We start from the raw sequence: 21,533 nt of genomic DNA on the forward strand, positions 1-21,533 counted from the left end.
AAGTTTACTTAGTACGAGAACAAAGTTAACAACGCATTAACAAAGTCTCTCCTCACTATCAAACACGTATAAGTTTTAAAAAGTTAGGAAAAATACACAGTTTAAACAGGCTTGCTGGAAGAACTTACAGGGCAGAATATTTTTTTATTGCGTTGGTTATGATGAATTTAAATTACAGAAACTTTTTTTAGCGATTTTCGAATTTCTAAAAAAGTTGACTAGGATTACGCTGCAGAGAGAGTTTTCTGATAATTATGAGAAATTTATTAGAAAACCTATAAGGTAATTAAAAAAGCATTGCTTTTAATAAATGAAGTCAATTGATGGTTACAGTCTATGAGAACATCTTATTAACTCATTCATAATTGAATCGGAGGACAGGAGTTCAAAGATTTACCCTTCCTGTGGTTGGCGACACATCCTTGTGTCACAATTGCTAGAGTCTTAATTACTTGAATTTCAATTAACTCAAAGTTTATGCGAGACTCTAAGTTTATGAAAATTTCCTTAAGTGGATGTTAAATTTTTAAACTCACAGTTATTGATTTATTGCCACTGCGTTAGCAATTCCATTTAGGGCTGCACTGATTTTTTCGATATTATTTTCACAACCAGTTAAAGTATGGCGTTCGGCCAGGTAGTGCGGATCGTTGTAGGTAATCGAAACAATACCTTGTTTTGATTCGGTAATTAAGATTTTTTGAGGTAAGTCCAGAGCCACCGATATTGAGCATTGCATCAACGGAGAACCTGCTTTGGGATTGCCAAATATAAAGAGGCTAGTTGGGGTTAGGTCAATACCTACCGATGCAGCGCCTTTGGCATGATCAACGACCGTAAACAGGGTCATGCCTTTTTCTTCCAATACCTTTTGTAATTTTGCACTGGTTTCAGAAAAAGAAAGTGAGCTCGGTATGGTAATCATGCCTTTAAGATCAGAATCTTGATTTTTTTCACCTGCCGTTGCAAGTGTTGGTGCTATTAGAATAAGTGCTGCTGAGGTTAGTGTTTGCAGGACTTTTTTTAATGTTTGAATCTTCATGCTCGGTATTCCTTAAATATAATGTTCCAACTCGATATAGTGTTCTAATGCAATTTAATGCTACGAATCTATCAAATTCCTAAAAGACTTAACGTTAGTTTGGTCAAGTTTTTAACGTTGAGGCTTTAACGAGCTGTAAAATTTTGTGCTATATGTGCCGATATTATGACGCTCGCAAGTAACGTTCGAGTAGTTTTGCGATTAGTCTTAAAGAGGTAGTCGAATTTTAAAAATTAGAGATTAGATATTGAAATGTCTATTTCTCGTACTTTTGTAATTTCTATAGGTATCATTATAGGAACCTGTGATTAACTATTCCTGATTTAATCAGAAGGCTGAAATTGAAAATGCGATTTTCCACTTCTTCACAATTTGAATCACTTACCGTTCTTGTAATTGGCGACACATCCCTGTACCACTGGAAGCTCTAGTTTAATCAGAGTTTTCTATAAAAATTAACAATTCTAGCATGTATTGGCAGAAGTCTAGGTTAATCAAAATCTTTACTATTAAAGTGTAATCGAAATTTCTTACAGGTTATTTAATTCTGTTATCAATTGATGTGCGTGTTCGGTTATGGCATTAGTTTCTTCGGTGGATAATTTATTAATGTGTGAGTATACAAATTTTAACCGCGGATTATGTTCGAATTGGTTTTTATGTTGCAGAAAAAAATTCCAGTACAAACTGTTTAAAGGACAAGCGTTCTCACCTAATTTCTCTTTTGGATCATAGACGCAGTTTTTGCAGTAGTCACTCATTTTGTTGACGTAATTTGCACCGCATGCGTAAGGTTTTGTTGCGACGAGCCCGCCGTCGGCAAATTGGCTCATTCCACGTGTGTTAGGGTATTGCACCCATTCAAATGCGTCTGCGTAAATTCCTAAGTACCATTCGTCTACTTGGCGAGGATCTATGCCTGCTAGTAGGCAAAAATTTCCGGTGATCATTAAGCGTTGAATGTGATGTGCGTAGGCGTATTCAAGAGATTGTTTAATGCTTTCAGATAAACAGTTCATCTTTGTTTTCGCTGTCCAGAAAAAATCGGGCAGTGTGTTAAGTGCATTTAAAAAATTGTGATTATTTTTGTTTTCAATGTTTGACCAGTAAATGGCTCTAATAAATTCTCGCCATCCTAGAATTTGTCGAATAAATCCTTCGGCTTGCTCTATTGATATTTTATTTGGGTTTTGCAAATAAGTATCTTCAACTTTTTGAATAACTTCGAGTGGGTGAATCATTTTCATATTGAGAGAAAACGACAGTCTGGAATGATACAGACTCCAGGAGTAAGCAGTCTGATTTGTCATAGCATCTTGAAACGTTCCGAAGTGTTGTAGTTGATTGTTGCAAAAAAAATCTAATAATTTTAAAGATTCTTTTCGGTCGGTTGGCCAGTGGCAATGATCAGTTTGACCAAAATACTGGATGTTATTTCTTTGTAACCTTTTAACGATTTCTGCCGTTTCATTTGAAAATATAAGAGGTGCAGGAATATTTTGCAGATCTTGTGACTTAAATGAATTTTGATTGGATTTATCGAAGTTCCATTTGCCACCCAATGGCTTATTGTTTTCATCCATTAAAATATGGAATTTCTTTCTCATTTTTCGATAGAAAAATTCCATTGTGTAGTGTTTATTTTGTTCGAAGTTTTTTTGTATTTCATTGGTGGTGTATAAAAAATGCTCTGTGTCGAACTCTTTTGTTGCAATGTCGCAGATTGTGCAAAAATCTCGCAATTGCATGAGTAGGCGAAACTCATCGGGTCTTTGATACTCAAATGTCGTAATTGAAAATTGAGTAAACAGGTTGGTAAGCATTTGGGGGAGGCTTTCAAACTCAGCGGTTTCATCTAAATTTAGGTGAAGACAGTGATACCCGGATTTATTGAGCGCGTTTGCAAACTTTTCCATGGCTGTAAAGATTGCAATAATTTTTTGCCCGTGGTGCTTAACATACGTTTGTTCTTGTTTAAGCTCCGCTAGTACATACAGAACTTCGTCATCCTTGTGTTTGAACCAAGAATGCTTGATGTTTAATTGATCACCGAGTACTAGGCGTAAGTGTTTATAGCGTTTTTTCATCATGGAGACTTAAACAAAGCTGGGATTTTTTAATCAACAAATGTTGGCAATCATTAGAGAGGAGTTCTACGCAGTAGCATTAAAAGTGGTTTATTTTAGTTGGTTCATTTTTTGTTAGTAATTTATTAACGAGTTTTGATATGAGTTGTTAGAATACTTATTGCTGTGTTACTACGCGCGATAAGGATTACTTTCCAAACGGGCTGTTATAAGAATGGATCAGTACTTGGGTTGATTTAAGACCACTTACTAACGATGAGATATACGGCTGTGTTTCTATTTATCTGAAATGTTATATTTCTAAACAGTTTAAGGTTTGCAAGACCGAGTTTGTAGATCAACTCAAAGTCAATTGAGATGATAAGTAATCGAACTTGTTGAATTTCACCAATGTGTCTTAACTTGATTACTTGTGTAATTGAACTTTTGGGTATTGGGCGAAACGTTATACGATTATATAGATTTAAAAAAGGGGAGCTTCAATGAAAAAAATTCTATGTGCAGTGTCGATTGCTGCAATGTTAGGCGGCTGTACAACTTATGATGCGTACACTGGTGAGCAAAAAACATCAAATACCGCAATTGGTGCGGGTATTGGTGCCAGTGTGGGTGCCGTAATTGCCTACATTGAGAACCGTGATGATGATTCACGTACCCGTAACCAACGCATTCTAGCGGCAGCTGCTGGCGGCGGTGCAATTGGCGGTGGTATTGGTTATTACATGGATGCTCAAGAAGCTAAGCTGCGTAAGCAACTTCGCGGAACCGGTGTTAGTGTTGAGCGTGTGGGCGATAACATCAACCTTATCATGCCAGGTAACATAACCTTCGCAACTGCTCGATCTGAGATTGCATCGCAATTTTACCCAGTTTTAGACTCTGTCGGTTTGGTGTTAAAAGAGTACGATAAGACCTTGGTTGTGGTTGGTGGACACACAGATAGCGATGGTTCTGACTCGTTCAATCAGGGCCTTTCTGAGCAGCGCGCTCGCTCGGTTTCGGCGTACTTGCAAACCAAAGGTATCAACCCTGTTCGTTTAGAATCGGTTGGTTTTGGCGAGCGTCAACCAATCGCTGACAACAATACTCAAGAAGGTAAGCAGCTTAATAGACGTGTCGAAATCACGTTGCTTCCAGCGACTACCTAATTGATATTCTTAAGGCTTGCGTTTGCAAGCCTTAATTTTTTGCGGTTTGTGATTTTCTTTCTAATGGAGCTTATTATTGCTGTAAAAGCTGCTAATTTCCTGACAATTTCAATCACTTATCGTTCTTGAAATTGGCGATCCTTTGTTGGCTTGCCGAGGACTCTAAATTCATTAGAGTTTTCTATATCTTCTTACTAAAATTTCACTTCATAACTTCTACCTTAACCTGAAAATTTTCGACGGGAATATTTCTGTTCGTAAATTGTATTTTTAGAATTTTACGCGTGTTAATTTAGTGTAATAAATAAAGGTTTATTGATTTCATTCTTTAGTCTTTGGCGCTCGTCATCTGCTTGTCTGTATTGTCGGTCATTATTTTTCGATTATTTCGTCTAGTTTTCATTGGTTCTTGGAATTAAAGTTTTTGCTCTTTTTCTATGGAGATTATGATGAAAAAACCACTGTTATTAATAGCTCATTTAATTTTTGCAGCACTATTGTCGTCGTTTGTTTACGCTCAAAATGCAGAGGTGAAAGCTGATGATATTAGCGCGCCAAGTGTTGTTGAGCGTGTTGATATTAATTCTGCTGACGCAGATCTTTTGGCAAAAATTTTGGTAGGTGTTGGTCCGTCAAAAGCGAAAGCCATTGTTGCTTGGCGAGAAGAAAACGGTCCATTTAAACATCCGGAAGAGCTTGTAGAGGTCAAAGGTATTGGTCAGAAAATTTATGAGAAAAATATAGATAGAATTATTATTACGCCTACCGAATAACTTTTGTCGGTCGGGCTAACCGTTAAGCTTTTTCAATAAAATCTTATTCGTTAAAATTAATTGCTGATATATTCTGTATGCATTTTATAGAATATCCTAATTAGTTATGGATTATCGTAACACAGGGATGTGTTTTCAAACTCTTTTCATTACAAGAGTTTTTGATGACATCATAGAAGAGTTGGCTTGAGTTTTTTAAATCCTAGGTGTCGATTAATTTTAGGCGTAGGTTTATTAGAAGTGTTTCTAGCTCATTTTAATTTCGTCAATGGCTCTATTTTTGTGGTGTTATTTAAACTTCATAAAAACAAATACACCTGAATTAATTCTTGCTTTTTTCATTTGTATGCTTTATTCAAAGCGTAAGCTTCTTGGGGTTATTTCCACTGCTCTTCAAGTTCGCAAACACGGTCTGAATTGTTATAAGTTATCGTTATCAATATTACGATAGAATTACTTTTGTGGTTTATTTTTGATCAATAATTAACCGCGGGGCTTTACAATCATTTTTTTTTCAGTAAATTGTGCTCGCCGTTGTAATGACTTCTCTAATATTTACGATGTTGAATTTGCGCACCGTAAGCTACTTGACCTATTAGGTAAGAATTGAAGTCATTGTTGTTGACTGATAAAAAATGAGACTTGTATGGTTGATCCAATTAGCCCTTTAATGCCTGCAAATAATGAATCGAGACTAATCGTTGCATTAGATTTCGATAATGCAGATAAGGCTTTGGCACTGGTGGATCAGCTACATCCTGAGCTATGTAAGTTAAAGGTTGGTAAAGAGTTATTTACCAGCGCGGGACCCGGCTTGGTAAAAGAGTTGGTTCATCGCGGATTTGATGTTTTCTTAGACTTGAAATTTCACGACATACCGAACACCTGTGCAAAAGCTGTTTTAAGTGCAGCAAATTTAGGTGTGTGGATGGTGAATGTTCATGCTGGCGGTGGCGTACGTATGATGAGAGCGGCTAAAGAGGCACTTGATTCGTACCAAGGTAGTCGTAGACCTTTATTGATTGGCGTAACCGTTTTGACAAGTATGGACGAATCCGATTTGGCTCAACTGGGCATTGATAAGTCTCCAGAAGAGTTGGTCGCGAATTATGCGCAGCTAGTATTCGAATCTGGTTTGGATGGCGTTGTATGTTCTGCTAAAGAGTGTGCAATGCTTAAAAGCCGGTTCGGTGACGGATTTCATAGAGTTACTCCAGGCATTAGGCCTTCGGGAAGCGTAAGTGATGATCAACGACGCGTTGTTACACCTGAAGAGGCAATGAAGCTTGGTAGTTCGTACATTGTTGTTGGTCGCCCAATTACACAGTCTGAAAATCCGAAAGCTGTTTGTGAAATGATCAATTTGTCTTTGCAAAAATAATAATATTTTTTACTCTACAGAGGGCTTGGAATGATTGCAGGAGTGAATGTGAGCTTTCCTATCATCACCGTGGACGGACCTAGTGGTGCCGGTAAGGGCACTTTGTGCCATGCATTGGCCAGACGCTATGGCTTTCACCTACTCGATAGTGGTGCGATCTACCGTATTGGGGCGCTTGCCTCACAAACAATCGGTATTGATTTGGATGATGAAGAGGCTGTTGCATCTCTCTGTGAGCGATTAGAAGTAGACTTTGTACCTACCGAAAACGGTGTTTCCGTTATGCTGAATGGTCAGGATGTTAGCCAATTGTTGCGCACCGAAAATGTAGGTATGGCGGCTTCAAAAATTGCTGCTTATCCAAAGGTTCGTGAAGCATTGGTTAATTGTCAGCGTAATTTTGCTAAATCACCAGGTTTGGTGGCCGATGGACGTGATATGGGGACGACCATTTTTCCAGCGGCAAATGCCAAGATATTTTTAACAGCCAGTGCTGAAGATCGTGCTCGTCGCAGAGTTGATCAGCTACTGAGTATTGGTTGTCCTGCGAGCTTCGAGCAAATCCTGGCGGATATTAAGGCTCGTGATTACAATGATTGTGCTCGCACCATATCTCCCTTACAGCCAGCGGATGATGCTTTAGTCATTGACTCTAGTCAGATGACCATTGACGGAGTGTGCCAGCAGGTAAACGATTATCTAAAATCACTTTCCTTGGTTTAGTTAGGCATGTATTACGCGGATTGTCTGACAGGCATTGCGTAAATTGAATATAAGCTCAGATGCGTGTGCTAATTCTTTGTTCTGTATAGATCTGATCTCTATTTAGGATTCATCATGCAATTGGGAGATTTGGGTCTTTTTCTTCTGGTTATGGCGGCACTGGCAATTGGCTATGTACTTGGTCGTTATGATCTTTTCTCATCTGGAAGAACCATTCGTAAGATTACTGGGAGGGCAGCCTCTCAGTACCTGCGCGGTTTGAACTTCATCTTAAACGACAATCCTGAAGCCGCCGTAGATACATTTGCTCAGGTTTTGGAGGTCAATCAAGAGTCCTTTGAAACATACTTGTCTTTAGGTATTTTACTGCGTAGTCGCGGTGAAATTGGGCACGCTATAAAGTTTCATCAAAATCTTCTCGAAAATCACAGTCTATCCGAGCACCAGAAGTACTTGGTTCGTTTGGAGTTAGGTCTCGATTTCCAAAAAGCCGGTGTTTTTGATCAAGCTGAAAGAATTTTTGAAGGTTTACGTCAATGTGAAATTCCTTCCATTAAAACGAAAAGCCTTGAGTATCTTGCCGATATTTTTCGAGATGAGCGCGATTGGCCAAAAGCTATTGCCACATCGGATGAGCTGATCAAATTGGCTCAGGATGACGCCAATAGATCTAAGTGGTTGCATAGACAAGCTCATTTTTATTGCGAGCTAGCTCTTGAGGCGAAAAACTTTGAGTCTACAGAGCGTGTTGAGCAAATCCTTAATCGGGCACGAGCGAGCGATCCGCAATGCCCGCGAGTCAGTCTTGAATGGGCCAAACTTAAAATGGAGTTGGGCGACTACGCAGAGGCTATTAAGCAGTTTCAAAAAGTGCCAAATCAAGACCCGGATTTTATTCCGGAGATTCTTCCTGAGCTGTTGGAGTGTTTTCGAGCTTTAGGTAACCCGTATGAGTTGATTGATTATTTAAGGTTTCTGCAAGATCGTTATCCGAGTAGCTCGCTCCTGATTTCCCTGGCTGAGCAGGTGAAGCGTTTTAGTGGCGAAACTGCGGCTGTGGAGTTGCTGGATCAAAAATTGAAAACTAGGCCTTCATTACGAGTGATTGGTAAATTCTTGGATTTCCAATTTTCAAGAAAAGAAAAAAATAATGAAAACCAGCGAGCACAACAATTAGTAAGAGAACTATTGGAGTTGTTGGTTATTCATCGATCCTATTATTTGTGCGGCTCATGTGGATTTTCTGGAAATCATCTGCATTGGTTATGCCCAAGTTGCAAATCTTGGGGCACAACCAAAGCGGTGAAGGGCATAGAGGGTGAGTAAAAAAAGCTTAACTTGACTGTCTTTTAAACAAAAATACTGTTAAAAAACAAATACTTAATTTTTTTTCGCACATGTGTTGACAGCCCTAGGGGCGCTCTATAATATACGCGCCATCAACGAGCAGCCAGCTGCTCTGAGAGAATAAATCCGGCATAGCTCAGCGGTAGAGCAGTAGACTGTTAATCTATTGGTCCCTGGTTCGATCCCAGGTGCCGGAGCCAAATTTCAAAGCCATGATCTAGGTCATGGCTTTTTTGTTTACAGCACTAAGGTTTTTCGTTTCCTAAGTTTAATTTTGTCATTTCTCAAAGATAAAAATCCTTTTACTTGTTCTAAAAAATTCCCCTTTTTCTTCTCTTTGTTTCTGTATTTAGAGTGTTCTCGGCGTAAACAATCGCTTTGGTCGAATTGTTTTTCTATGCGTCGAAATTCCCGATATGTAACCGTTTTGAACAGGCGACCCTTCGCTTAAATTTCGATTGCTAAAAGCTGGCTGTTCTGCTAGTCTTCGGCGCTATTTTTCAGCTGTTGTGTATATTGCAAGCAGCAAACTAGAGCCTACTATTCCGCCAGGCAAGGAATTTAGCGCTCGATTTTCTAACTACCCCATGTTTCTGGCGACATGGATGTGTGTATTCTGACCTCCACAGAAACTGTATGGTTGGATGACCACTTAATTTATAGGTAACGTAATGAGCGAAAGCTTTGCAGAGCTGTTTGAAGAAAGTTTAAAGAACGTCGATATGGTTCCAGGATCGATCGTAACTGGTGTTGTGATCGACGTTGACAAAGATTGGGTTACTGTTCACGCAGGCCTTAAATCTGAGGGTGTGATTCCAGCGTCTCAATTCTTAAATGAGAACGGGGAACTTACTCTAAACGTAGGCGATGAAGTTCAAGTTGCGCTAGAAACTGTTGAAGATGGTTTCGGTGAAACTCGTTTATCACGTGAAAAAGCCAAACGCGCTGAGTCTTGGAAAGTGCTTGAAGCCGCTCACGCTGCTGAAGAAGTTGTTAAGGGTGTTATCAACGGTAAAGTTAAAGGTGGCTTCACTGTTGACGTTTCTGGTATTCGTGCATTCCTACCAGGCTCTTTAGTTGATGTTCGTCCTGTTCGTGAAACTGCGCACTTGGAAGGCAAAGATTTAGAATTCAAAGTTATTAAACTTGATCAAAAGCGTAACAACGTAGTTGTTTCTCGTCGTGCTGTTCTAGAGCAAGCAAACTCTGCAGAGCGTGATGAGTTATTAGCTAACCTTCAAGAAGGTGCGGTTGTTAAAGGTGCTGTTAAGAACCTTACCGACTACGGTGCATTCGTTGATTTGGGTGGTGTTGACGGTCTTCTTCATATCACCGATATGGCGTGGAAACGTATCAAACACCCAAGTGAAATCGTTGGTGTTGGTGACGAGATTGAAGTTAAAGTTCTTAAGTTCGACCGCGATCGCAACCGTGTTTCTCTTGGTCTTAAGCAATTGGGTGAAGATCCATGGATTTCAATCACTCAACGTTACCCAGAAGGTGCGCGTGTTAAGGCTAAGGTTACTAACTTGACCGACTACGGCTGTTTCGCTGAGTTGGAAGAGGGTGTAGAAGGCCTTGTTCACGTTTCTGAAATGGATTGGACTAACAAGAACATCCACCCATCAAAAGTGGTTCAACTTGGTGATGAAGTTGAAGTGATGGTATTGGATATCGACGAAGAGCGTCGTCGTATTTCTCTTGGTATCAAACATTGTCAAGAAAACCCATGGGATGCTTTCGGCCGTCAATTTGCTAAAGGCGACAAGATTTCCGGTAAGATCAAATCAATCACTGACTTCGGTATCTTCATCGGTCTTGAAGGTGGTATTGATGGTTTGGTTCACTTGTCTGACATTTCTTGGAACGAAACCGGCGAAGAAGCTGTTCGTGCATACAAGAAAGGCGATGAAATCGAAACCGTTATTTTGGCAATCGATCCAGAGCGTGAGCGTATTTCTTTAGGTATTAAGCAACTTGAAACTGATCCGTTTACAGGTTTTGTTACCGAGAACGATAAAGGTGCAATTGTTACCGGTACCGTTAAGGAAGTTGATGCCAAAGGTGCTATCATTGTTCTAGCCGATGATGTTGAAGCAACATTGAAAGCCTCTGAAATCAGTCGCGAAAAAGTTGAAGATGCACGCAATGTTCTATCAGAAGGTGATTCTGTAGAAGCTAAGATTGTGAGTGTTGACCGTAAGAATCGCGTTATCAATCTTTCAATTAAAGCCAAAGATCAAGATGAAGAGAAAGCTGCTATTAAAGAGCATTCTTCAAAAACTTCTGATACAGCTCAGCCAGCAACATTGGGTGACCTCATCAAAGCTCAAATGGAAAGCCAAGATTAATGGTTTTTCGTTGAAAAAGCGGCGCAAGCCGCTTTTTTTATGCCCGTAAGTTCAGTTTTTACCCTCTATTGCTAAAGTGTGCTTGAAGCTAGGATTTTAATAGTATATAAATCAGCAACTTAGCAGATTGTCTGCTTATTCAGTTTGGCTTATTGCAAATTACCCGTTTCACCCAGCGCTAATGGAGTGTGAGAATGACCAAATCTGAGTTAATAGAAAGAATATCTGAAAGACAGGATCAGCTGTCGTCAAAAGATGTTGAATTAGCAGTGAAGCTGATTTTGGAATATATGTCCAAGATGCTTGCGTCCGGTGATCGTATCGAAGTGCGTGGTTTTGGCAGCTTCTCTCTTCACTACAGAGAACCAAGAGTTGGACGAAATCCTAAAACTGGTGATCCTGTTGAGCTTGAAGGTAAATACGTCCCGCATTTTAAGCCCGGCAAAGAAATGAGAGACAGAGTGAATGAAAGTATCTAGATAATTACTTTTATTGATGATGCTTCGTTAACTTTTTTCTTCTTTTTTCCCGTCGCGAGCTGATGGCAGTTTAATGATATTGTTTTTCTGTGTTTGATTCTGTTTTCGCTCAACTCGAAAACTTGCTTCGTAATGTGTTGGCGCTTCGGCAATTATTTTAAGTAGTTGTTCTTCGTTGCCGTCTTGGCAAAAACCGTCGATTTTTTGAATCAGTTTCAAAGTATCTTCGTAGTTAAGATGATCTTCACCTGCTCTCATGATTAAAGGGTGATCAGTACCACTTACGTTTTCTCCAATGAGTAATTCCTCGTACAGTTTTTCTCCAGGCCTTAGTCCAACTTGAGTAATTTCGATGTCTCCATTTGGAGATGTTGGAGTTTTAACTGACAAGCCCGACATTCTAATCATCCTTTCTGCAAGTTCCCAAATAAGCACCGGCTCGCCCATATCCAGAACAAAGACATCGCCTTTTTGCGCCATGGCTGATGCTTGAATAACCAGCTGAGCCGCTTCCGGTATGGTCATAAAATAACGGGTAATATTTTTGTGGGTAACCGTGATCGGGCCACCATCTTTTATTTGTTGCTTAAACAACGGTACTACGGAGCCCGATGAGCCTAAGACATTTCCAAAACGGACCATTGAGAAAATAGTATTTGCAGTTTTTTGAGAAAGTCCTTGGAGGACTAATTCGGCAACGCGTTTAGAGGCACCCATGACGTTGGTAGGTCTCACGGCTTTGTCCGTTGATATAAGCACAAAATTTGTAACTCTGGCTTCAATGGCAGATTGAGCGCAACTCCACGTACCGAGTACATTGTTACGAACACCCTCTATTATATTCGCTTCAACTAATGGGACGTGTTTGTGGGCTGCTGCATGAAATATGGTGTCTACAGAATATTTTTTTAAGGTTGCCGTTATTTCTTTTTGATTTAAACAATTAATTAGGACCGGGATTATTTTTGAACCAGATATTGGACTGCCAGCTTGCGAGGTTAGCTTTAAGAGTTCTTGTTGTATCGAATATAAGGCGAATTCGTTTTGCTCGACAAGGATTAGATACGATGGATTTTGATAAATGATTTGTCGGCATAATTCCGAACCAATGGATCCACCAGCACCGGTGACCATTACTGATTTTTGACAAGTGCATTTATCTAATAAATCTTTCCGCGGCGGAATTGGATCTCTACCGAGTAAATCCTCAATTTGTATGTCACGAATCCTTTGATGCTTAGGATGGTTGAACAATAAGTCTTCAAGGGTTGGAACCGTTTGAATTCGCAGAGGGTACTGGCTAAGTTGTTCAACAATTTTAGAGGTAGAAGACTTGCTCGCTGCTCCCAAAGCCAATAAGACAACTTTTGCATCGTACATGTTAATTATATGTTCGATGGCGCTGGCGGGATGAACCGTAATGCCGCGGACAGTGTTGTTAATGAGTTTTGGGTTGTCATCTATGAACGCAACAACGTTATAGTCTCCAACTTCTTGAAGGCTGCCTGCGATTTGATAACCCGAATGCCCGGCGCCATAAATAATGATTGGCTGACGATTGTGTTTTCGGCTCAGATTTCTATTGGCTAAAAACAGATGTACCAAGCTTCGAAAGAACATGCGTGGTACACCTAGGGCTACAAGTAGTATACAGCTGTATATGAATGGTGTTGATCGAGGTAATTCGATTATTTTTTGATCTGGAAGCTTGATTTGTAGCTGAACAAAATAGGCACTCACAACGAGAGTACAAGCAGAAATCACGGTACAAGCAACCACGGTTAACACGGCTTGATGTGCCATAAATCTTAGAATGGCGCGGTATAATCCTAGTTTAATAAAAGCAAATATTGTGATTGCAATTGTAACCGCAATTACAACAAGCAATTGTTTTTGCCAAATATCAAACAATTGCCCGACTCTAAAATATACCGAGACATAAATGGCGAAAGGAATCATCAAAGCGTCGTACAAAACCGATAGGGCTCTTTTTATCGCTCTTGATGATGAAAGTAATCTTATTAACACTGTCTAGATCTCGATAATTAGGCGAACGCGCTCAGAGTTGACTTTAAGCTGTAGTTTGTCGATTTTTCTTGCGTTTTCAATTGATTAGATCGCATTACCAACGATGATCGATGATTCTACATCATTTTTACATTATCATACGCCCGGTTTTGATCAGGGTGTGTAATCATTCTGTTCTTGTGAATGCGCTAATGATAAAGTTCTGGTTTGATCCTAATTTAGACTTGTTTGAATGGAATCTGCTCTGGGAGGGTGTGTGAAAATACTGGTTACTGGTGGTGCAGGTTTTATTGGGTCTGCCGTGGTGCGGGAGATTATTAATCATACCGAGCATAGTGTATGTAACTTTGACAAACTTACTTATGCGGGTAACTTAGAATCTTTAGTTTCCGTTTCTGATTCTGATCGATATACCTTTTTCAAGGGTGATATTGCCGATCGAGCTGCGGTTCAGCAAGCTTTTTCCGAATTTGCACCTGATATCGTGATGAACTTAGCGGCTGAATCTCATGTAGACCGATCAATTGATGGCCCGGTTGAATTTATGCAGACCAATATCATGGGCACATTCACCATGCTAGAAGTGGCCAGAGAGTATTTTAACGGTTTGGATTCCGACCAAAAATTAAGATTTCGATTCCATCACATCTCCACAGACGAGGTCTTTGGTACCCTAGGTGAAACCGGCTTTTTTACCGAAACTACACCTTATGCTCCAAACTCGCCATACAGTGCATCCAAAGCATCTTCTGATCATCTTGTTCGAGCGTGGCATGAAACCTACGGCTTACCTACGCTGCAAACTAATTGCTCGAATAATTACGGACCTTATCACTTCCCGGAAAAATTAATACCGCTAGTAATTTTAAATGCGTTAGAAGGCAAGCCTTTACCTGTTTACGGCAATGGTTTGCAAATACGAGATTGGCTATACGTAGAAGACCATGCACGAGCATTATTGAAAGTTGTTTTCGAAGGTGAAATTGGCTCGACCTATAATATCGGCGGCCACAATGAACAGAAAAACATTGATGTGGTGAAATCGATTTGTGCCATTCTTGATGAATTGAGCCCAAAATCTACTGGAAATTATGAAGAGCAAATCGTCTTTGTGTCTGACCGACCTGGCCATGATCTTCGATATGCAATTGATGCATCAAAAATTAGTGATGAACTAGGTTGGACTCCAGAAGAGACCTTCGAAACAGGACTGCGTAAAACGGTACAATGGTATCTTGAAAATCATCAATGGTGCGAGGCGGTTACTAAAAATAAATACGACCGAGAGCGTATTGGGTTAAAAGTGTAACTCATTCCAACTTTCTACATTACAGGTTCATATCATGGAAAATTCGAGAAAAGGGATTGTACTTGCTGGCGGGTCCGGTACTCGTTTACATCCGCTAACATTAGCAGTTAGTAAGCAACTGATGCCGGTTTATGACAAGCCGATGATTTACTATCCAATTTCAGTGCTTATGATGGCTGGAATTAAAGAAATATTAATTATTACCACACCAGACGATCAACCACAGTTCCAAAAGCTTTTGGGCGATGGCTCACAATGGGGAGTTGAGTTCACCTATATCATACAACCTTCGCCAGATGGCTTGGCGCAAGCATTTATTTTGGGTGAAGAGTTTTTGGCGGGATCACCTGCCTGTTTAATCCTCGGTGACAATATATTCCATGGTCATGGTTTAGTCGACAAACTAAAATCAGCAAACGCTCAGAGTGATGGCGCTACAGTCTTTGGTTATTGGGTTAGTGATCCAGAACGTTATGGTGTAGCTGAATTTGATGAAAACGGAAAAGTTATTTCCATCGAAGAAAAACCAGAAAAACCAAAATCTAATTATGCGGTAACGGGACTGTATTTCTACGACAACAAAGTCGTGGAATATGCAAAATCCCTAAAACCATCGCACCGAGACGAACTAGAAATCACCGACCTTAATAAAATCTATTTAGAAAAAGAAACTCTCAAAATGGAAAACTTAGGTCGAGGTAGTGCGTGGCTTGATACCGGCACACACGACTCCTTATTAGAAGCAGGCAACTACATCGAAACACTTGTTAAAAGACAAGGTCTTGCAGTTTGCTGCCCGGAAGAGATTGCTTATAAAAATAAATGGATTACAAAAGAAAAACTTAAAGAAATTGCAAGAAAGTTTGAAAAGACCAACTATGGAAAATATCTAAATAAGATCGCATTTGTAGAAGGTTAAGTGGCTAGTTGGTTTTTAAGTAGAAGAATTATATAAAGTGAAGCAAATTGATTACGTTAGTCTCGTTTTATACCTAGTTAAAGCACAGATTAAATCCGACATTAATAAATACTATTTAGGTACATTATGGTGGTTTCTAGAACCGTTGATGTATGTACTCGTTTTCTATTTTGTCTTTTTAAATTTCAGGCATGGAAGTGAAGACTATCTCATGGAGTTAATTTGCGGGTTGGTTGTTTGGAAATGGATATCTGCTTGTGTTAACCAAGGGTCCAATTCTATTGCTCAAGCAAAAGGTATTATTTCGAATTTTAATGTTAATCCAGTGGTTTTCCCTCTCTCCAGTTTATTGGTTAACTCCTTCAAGTTCTTTGTCATTTTCATTTTGACGTTGGTATTCTTTTATTTGAAAAATAAATTAAACCTTGTTGGTATTATTCCTCTTCTGGTGTGGTTGTTAGTAACGATGACTATAATTTTTGCATACATGTTATCGCTATCTACATTCATGCCTTTTTTACCTGATCTAAGAATTATTGTAGGTAATTTTATGATGCTGGCGATGTTTGTTTCTGGAGTGATTGTACCTGTGTCGTCTATGCCTGATAGTGCGCAAGCTGTTTTGTCTCTCAACCCTTTCGCTATTATTGTTGAAGGTGTTCGCAAAATTATTCTCCGATCTGAAAGTCTTGACTATTCAACATATCTGAATATTTTCATGGTTCATGTATTTATTATATTTTTTGGCTTTTACAGAGTATGCCGACTGAAGGGTGAATTTCCCAAGAGAATAATTTGATGAAACTAATAGAGTTAGATAGCGTTAGTTTAGCCTATAGAGGAGGTTTCAATCCTTTTAAACCAAATTCGCACAAAGCCATCAATAATCTCAGCTTGACGATCTCGGAAGGAGAAAATATCGGTATTATTGGTGGTAATGGCGCAGGAAAAAGTACGCTGTTGAAAATTTTAGGACAAATATATAAACCAGACTCAGGAATAATAAAATTTTATAAATCGGTAAGAAGTGTATTCATTGGATTACAGTCCGGATTTATACCGTATTTAAATGGAGTTCAGAATGCTGAGTTGACAGGCTTGTTACTTGGGATGTCTAAGAAAGAAATTAGGCAGAAATTAGATGAAATAATCATCTATTCTGAATTGGGAGAAGATATATCAAAACCCGTTTTCACATATTCAGCGGGTATGAGAGCAAGGCTGGCTTTTTCTATATCAATTTTTTCAAATCCTGATTTACTACTTTTAGACGAGGTAATGGGTGTAGGTGATAAGCAATTTAGAGAAAAGTCGAATATTAAAATAAAAGAGATGATTGCTGGTGATTCGGCAGTAGTAATCGTATCTCATGATCTGAATTATCTTACGGCGGTGTGCGAGAAAATAGTTCACTTTGAAAAAGGTGCAGTCACTCAAGTTGGTGCGGCGAAAGATATAATTCAGAATTACTTGTCAAGTTAAAAATATAAGTGAGTCTGTTCTAGATATGAATAATCAAGCTGATTACAGTAAATTACTGAGCGATTGTTTAGTCGCAAATGACCCTGAAGCAATGACGGTGTTAATTGATAAAGTTACTTTATTAGAAGAAAAACAAAAAGCACTGGAAGAAAAACTTGCCCTTATGGATAGAATTTTTAGGGAGAGTGAGTTGTTGGTTAATAATGAAGAGCTTCAACTGTCAACATCCAACTTGCTAGGTCATATAGTTTTACGTGCTATCGATACAGTAGCTCATGGCGACAATATGTACGCAATCGAAGAGGGTAAAAGTGGTGTATATCGATGGGTTGGGCCTGATCGATTAACTAAATTTGAACTACCAATCGATAGATCAGAAGATAAAACTTTAATATTGAGATTGATTTCTGAAATAGAAGAAGGGGTTTATAAAACCGTTAAAATATATATCGATGGTGTACTCTGCGAATGCGATTATTCTGCAAAGAAAGGTGTCATGGAAATTGTTGCAAATATACCAAAGTGTCAGAAGTCGAGAGATACTTTGGTTGCTGTTTTCTGTCCTAGAATAATTCGGCCTTGTGATATTAATCCTGATTCAAAAGATTTACGCAAGGTTAGCGTAGCTTTCAAAGAGATTGAGGTTGTCTAGTTTGAAAAAAGTATCCGCTATAATCTGTACCTACAATCGTTACGATTTACTTGCAAAGTCTATTGAAAGTCTTGTATCTCAATCCATCCCGTCTTCAGAATATGAAATTATTGTTGTTGATAATACCCCTAATGCAAGGCTAGAAGAAGGTAAAAGCTACTTTGAGCGTTATAGTAAAGTACCGAATTTAACGTATTTGTTTGAAAATACTCCCGGTCTATCAAATGCTCGTAATGTAGGAATTAAGGAATCATCCTCAGAAATTATTGCCTTTTTAGACGATGATGCTATCGCTTCAGAGCGTTGGCTTGAGGAAATAATCCACAGTTTTGCAAGTTTTGAGAAAGTGGGTGTGGTTGGAGGTAAAATTTCTCCTATTTGGGAGCTAGAACGGCCTGCTTGGTTAGATGACACCTTAAAAGGGTATGTGAGCGTCGTAGATTGGGGTGGGCGACTACGAATTGCATCCGAGGATGAGTGGTTTGCTGGAGCTAATATAGCTTTTAAAAAATCTTTATTGCAGGAATGTGGTGGGTTTTCCACCTCTTTGGGTCGGGTTGGTTCGGGTAATGTTTTATTGTCAAATGAAGAAATTCAGGTATTAAATTATATAAAAAACAGCGGCTACCACTCAGTATATTCTCCAGACGCGTGCGTAAAACATTTAGTTGAAAAAGCGCGTATATCTCGTGATTGGTTCCGTAGAAGAGTTTCATGGCAAGCCGCATCAGATTTTATAATGAACTCTGATATGTCTGAGCAGCGTATACAAAATGAGCTTGATAATCTTAAAAAGTATTTGTCTTCGCTTGAGCCTTTATCCAGAAATATACAAGGTTTGTATCAAAAAACTGATGATCCTGGATTATTTAGATGGCAGTTGTCTGCCATATATTCTATGGTAATTTTAAATTTATCAGGATTTAAGGGTTTAGAAAATGAGTGAGCCTATAAAGAGGGCTCTGGTGATTTCTCCAACACCAACATGGCCTTTAAATTTCGGTAATCGGAAACGCATCTTCATGGTGTGTTCAAAACTTAAAAGTTTGGGTTTTGAAATTCATTTTGTTCATTACGCTTCAGAGACAGATTGGAGAAGTAACATACCAACTAACTCGCGCAGACAGATGAATTCTCAGTGGGATATGGTCGATCACGTATTTCCTTCAATTGATTTACATTGTTCGCCGAAAGATGGTCTCGATCATACAATTGATGAGTGGTGGGATCCGGTATTAGAAAATTTTTTAAAATTTATACTTAAAAACAGAGACTTCGATGTTGTAATTGTAAATTACACTTGGCTAAGTAGAGCGCTAGAGTTTGTGCCTAAGGGTATTTTAAAAGTGTTGGATACTCATGATAAATTTACAGATCGTAGATTACTTCTGGAGTCCAATGGTATATCTAAAGAATATTTTCATACAACAGCTGCCCAAGAAAAAATAGGAATATCAAGAGCAGATTTGATTTGGTCTATCAAGGATGAGGAACGAGTCTTTTTTGAGTCATTACAGACAAAAAAATGTATACAGACTCTAATTTATATTGATGAGTATAGAGAATCTCCGGGATCGATTGATGTAAATGGATATCTAACCGCTGGGTTTATAGGTGCTAGAAATAATATTAACAAAGTAAATATAACGAATTTTGTTGATGTTGCTTTACCTATATTTGAAAAATATTTACCTCCGTTGAAAATTAAAATTGCTGGATCAGTATGTGATGATTTGGCAGCAGTTAATTCTAGTTACTTTGAAATTGTTGGGCGTGTGGATGATGTAGATGATTTCTATGACGCTATTGATTTGGCAATTGTTCCTATGGATTTTTCTACCGGACTAAAGATTAAATCTGGAGAGGCAATATCTAAATCAAAGCCTCTAATTGCCCATGAACATGCAATGGAGGGCTATCCGGCTACACATCGTCTTCATGAATGCAGTAGTTTAGAGCAAATTGCATTAGAGCTATGCCGCCTCGCCTATGATAGTAGTGACGTTAACAATCTTAAGTCTGCATCTGTAGAAAGTTACAAAATAATTCAAGAAGAGATAGATGCTCAATTAAATCGAATTTCTCAGGTAGTTAATTTACTTAGGGACGTTATTATTATATTGCCTCGAGAGTTCGGTGATGAAAGTAAAATTATCCATTGGCACGCTCGAACTATGGTTGAGTGGTTAAGTTGGGAGTTTAATATCTTATGTATAAGTCAATATTCTGATTCAAGTTGTCAATCAGTAAATGTTCGATTTCTTGATCTTGAGTCTATAAAAGAATTAATTTTTGATAGAAAAAAGGCAGTTGTTTTTAACCTTGATGAATATTTTTCATGTGAATTTATTTTTGATAGAAGTAAAACCTTCAGTCATATTACAGATTGTTCGGTTATAAAACGAGAAGGAATGTTGTTTGCGTCTTCAGTTGAGTGGGATAGAGATAGATTATTTGGCTTCGGGCATTTAAAGATACCTATTTATTCTGATGGTATATATGCTAATCGGTCTGGTGCGCTAATTTTGGGTGAGAGTACTTTCTCTAAGCGATTAAGTATCAAACAATATCTTCAAACATGCTCTAGAGTTACGGTTTCTGATACATCGTTCAGCAATTATGAAGAGATGCAAGACTATATATCAGACTATGTTATGGTGCACCAAGCTCTCCCAAAATATGTGATCAGTCTTAAACCTTTTTTTCAACTCACGTACGCTGAACAACTGTTTGTTGATTTCTTACTTTCACATGAAGGTAAGTATTTAAATTGCTATGGGCTCATCGATATCACACATCTATTAAATACAATTAATAACGATGAAAATTATTATAATGATTACCAAAATCAATTTTTTCATGCTTGGAAACTCTGGGAAATTAAAATTTTGAGTCTCCAAACAGGGGCAACTAATGCTAAGCACATATATAATCTCGGCGTGTAATTATTCCTATAGTTTGTTTTTTTGGCGCTTTATTTGACATCAATGCTGATTATTTTGGGAGGTTATAACTTGAGTCAAAAATATGATGATAATTTTTTTTCAAGTATTGATGGTGGTAGTTTAGCCTCAGCGGAAGTATGTGTGCCTATTTTTAAACGCTTACTTGATTTTAATAACGTCGCAGATATTGGCTCGGGTACTGGTGCTTGGTCACTGATGTTTTCTAATCAAGGGTGTAAGGTTACGGCTATTGATGGCCGATATGCCGAATTGAATTATGAAAAATACACCACTGATGATTTCTCTATAAACTTTACGCCAAAGAATTTGGAAGATGTTGGGTCGTTAAAATCTGTTCCAAGTCATGATTTGCTTATCTCGCTTGAGGTGGCCGAGCATTTGTCAGCTGACAGGGCTAGTTCATTTGTTGAGGAATTGTGTAATATTTCAAACCAAATCATTTTTTCCGCAGCGATACCTTATCAAGGTGGTACTGGACATGTAAACGAAAATTGGCTGCAATATTGGGTGAAGTTATTTGCTCAAAATCACTTTAAATATTTTGATCCGTTTCGGCGTCTACTTTGGAATAATCCTAAGGTTAAATGGTGGTATAAGCAGAATCTATGCTTATTTGTACAAGAAGATCATATAGATTCACTAGATAATAATTTTGTACCAGTTGAATTAGAAGAAGTTATATCAATGGTTCACCCTGAAATGTATATATGGGCTATTCACAGGGGGAACAAAGAAATTAATAATTCTTACGGAAAAGATAGTAGCTATTACCGTAATATACTGAGTTTAGATTTTGATGGAATATACTCGGCATATGGCAGTGAATTTAGTTGAATTCAATGAAAA

General features: G+C 38.5%; 18 protein-coding genes and 1 tRNA gene. 16 read left to right on the forward strand and 3 right to left on the reverse strand.

The genetic code is table 11. The features are described 5' to 3' along the window. Positions 1-538: 538 nt before the first annotated feature. Together ACYQ28_RS17630 and ACYQ28_RS17635 are read right to left on the reverse strand one after the other, a co-directional pair. Positions 539-1,042: a DUF302 domain-containing protein gene (locus tag ACYQ28_RS17630; protein WP_460052375.1), complete on the reverse strand. Its 504-nt coding sequence runs from the start codon at positions 1,040-1,042 to the stop codon at positions 539-541. A 530-nt stretch (positions 1,043-1,572) separates the two neighbouring features. Beyond that, positions 1,573-3,129, reverse strand: a complete 1,557-nt coding sequence (locus ACYQ28_RS17635; protein ID WP_460052376.1) for a cryptochrome/photolyase family protein — start codon at positions 3,127-3,129, stop codon at positions 1,573-1,575. Positions 3,130-3,611: 482 nt separating this feature from the next. Here ACYQ28_RS17635 and ACYQ28_RS17640 point away from each other — a divergent pair, with 482 nt between their 5' ends. The 8 genes from ACYQ28_RS17640 to ihfB all read left to right on the forward strand — a co-directional run bounded on the left by ACYQ28_RS17640 (position 3,612) and on the right by ihfB (position 11,331). Next, the gene (locus ACYQ28_RS17640; RefSeq protein WP_460052378.1) at positions 3,612-4,277 is read left to right on the forward strand and encodes an OmpA family protein; all 666 of its coding nucleotides are present in this window, start codon (positions 3,612-3,614) and stop codon (positions 4,275-4,277) included. 449 nt (positions 4,278-4,726) lie between these two features. Continuing rightward, the gene (locus ACYQ28_RS17645) at positions 4,727-5,050 is read left to right on the forward strand and encodes a ComEA family DNA-binding protein (RefSeq protein ID WP_460052379.1); all 324 of its coding nucleotides are present in this window, start codon (positions 4,727-4,729) and stop codon (positions 5,048-5,050) included. Between the two features lie 646 nt (positions 5,051-5,696). Next, the gene (pyrF, locus tag ACYQ28_RS17650) at positions 5,697-6,431 is read left to right on the forward strand and encodes an orotidine-5'-phosphate decarboxylase (protein WP_460052380.1); all 735 of its coding nucleotides are present in this window, start codon (positions 5,697-5,699) and stop codon (positions 6,429-6,431) included. A gap of 48 nt (positions 6,432-6,479) precedes the next feature. Further along, complete coding sequence (gene cmk / locus ACYQ28_RS17655; protein ID WP_460052382.1) at positions 6,480-7,154, forward strand: (d)CMP kinase; 675 nt, start codon at positions 6,480-6,482, stop codon at positions 7,152-7,154. 114 nt (positions 7,155-7,268) lie between these two features. After that, entirely contained in the window at positions 7,269-8,480 is a 1,212-nt protein-coding gene (gene lapB, locus ACYQ28_RS17660; RefSeq protein ID WP_460052383.1) for a lipopolysaccharide assembly protein LapB, read from the forward strand. Positions 8,481-8,626: 146 nt separating this feature from the next. After that, positions 8,627-8,701 (forward strand) — tRNA-Asn (locus ACYQ28_RS17665). Between the two features lie 471 nt (positions 8,702-9,172). Then, positions 9,173-10,852: a 30S ribosomal protein S1 gene (gene rpsA, locus ACYQ28_RS17670; RefSeq protein WP_460052385.1), complete on the forward strand. Its 1,680-nt coding sequence runs from the start codon at positions 9,173-9,175 to the stop codon at positions 10,850-10,852. 194 nt (positions 10,853-11,046) lie between these two features. Further along, the gene (ihfB, locus tag ACYQ28_RS17675; RefSeq protein WP_460052387.1) at positions 11,047-11,331 is read left to right on the forward strand and encodes an integration host factor subunit beta; all 285 of its coding nucleotides are present in this window, start codon (positions 11,047-11,049) and stop codon (positions 11,329-11,331) included. Positions 11,332-11,358: 27 nt separating this feature from the next. On the opposite strand, the gene ACYQ28_RS17680 is transcribed toward ihfB, so the two are convergent. Then, positions 11,359-13,359, reverse strand: a complete 2,001-nt coding sequence (locus ACYQ28_RS17680; RefSeq protein WP_460052388.1) for a polysaccharide biosynthesis protein — start codon at positions 13,357-13,359, stop codon at positions 11,359-11,361. A 256-nt stretch (positions 13,360-13,615) separates the two neighbouring features. Here ACYQ28_RS17680 and rfbB point away from each other — a divergent pair, with 256 nt between their 5' ends. From rfbB to ACYQ28_RS17720, 8 genes are read left to right on the forward strand one after another with little or no spacing between them, the layout of a single operon-like run. Continuing rightward, a complete protein-coding gene (rfbB, locus tag ACYQ28_RS17685; RefSeq protein WP_460052389.1) occupies positions 13,616-14,668 on the forward strand; it encodes a dTDP-glucose 4,6-dehydratase in 1,053 nt (350 codons plus the stop codon). A gap of 34 nt (positions 14,669-14,702) precedes the next feature. Continuing rightward, the gene (gene rfbA / locus ACYQ28_RS17690; RefSeq protein WP_460052391.1) at positions 14,703-15,587 is read left to right on the forward strand and encodes a glucose-1-phosphate thymidylyltransferase RfbA; all 885 of its coding nucleotides are present in this window, start codon (positions 14,703-14,705) and stop codon (positions 15,585-15,587) included. 37 nt (positions 15,588-15,624) lie between these two features. Continuing rightward, entirely contained in the window at positions 15,625-16,386 is a 762-nt protein-coding gene (locus ACYQ28_RS17695) for an ABC transporter permease (RefSeq protein ID WP_460052393.1), read from the forward strand. Continuing rightward, a complete protein-coding gene (locus ACYQ28_RS17700; protein WP_460052394.1) occupies positions 16,386-17,069 on the forward strand; it encodes an ABC transporter ATP-binding protein in 684 nt (227 codons plus the stop codon). The genes ACYQ28_RS17695 and ACYQ28_RS17700 overlap by 1 nt, the downstream gene beginning before the upstream one ends. A 25-nt stretch (positions 17,070-17,094) precedes the next feature. Beyond that, positions 17,095-17,721, forward strand: coding sequence for a hypothetical protein (locus tag ACYQ28_RS17705; protein ID WP_460052396.1), 627 nt, complete (start codon positions 17,095-17,097; stop codon positions 17,719-17,721). Between the two features lies 1 nt (position 17,722). Then, complete coding sequence (locus tag ACYQ28_RS17710) at positions 17,723-18,667, forward strand: glycosyltransferase family 2 protein (RefSeq protein WP_460052398.1); 945 nt, start codon at positions 17,723-17,725, stop codon at positions 18,665-18,667. Next, positions 18,660-20,666: a glycosyltransferase family 4 protein gene (locus tag ACYQ28_RS17715; RefSeq protein WP_460164735.1), complete on the forward strand. Its 2,007-nt coding sequence runs from the start codon at positions 18,660-18,662 to the stop codon at positions 20,664-20,666. The genes ACYQ28_RS17710 and ACYQ28_RS17715 overlap by 8 nt, the downstream gene beginning before the upstream one ends. Before the next feature lie 42 nt (positions 20,667-20,708). Beyond that, complete coding sequence (locus tag ACYQ28_RS17720; protein WP_460052414.1) at positions 20,709-21,521, forward strand: class I SAM-dependent methyltransferase; 813 nt, start codon at positions 20,709-20,711, stop codon at positions 21,519-21,521. The last annotated feature ends 12 nt before the right edge of the window (positions 21,522-21,533 follow it).

This window comes from Sessilibacter sp. MAH1 (assembly GCF_054658315.1).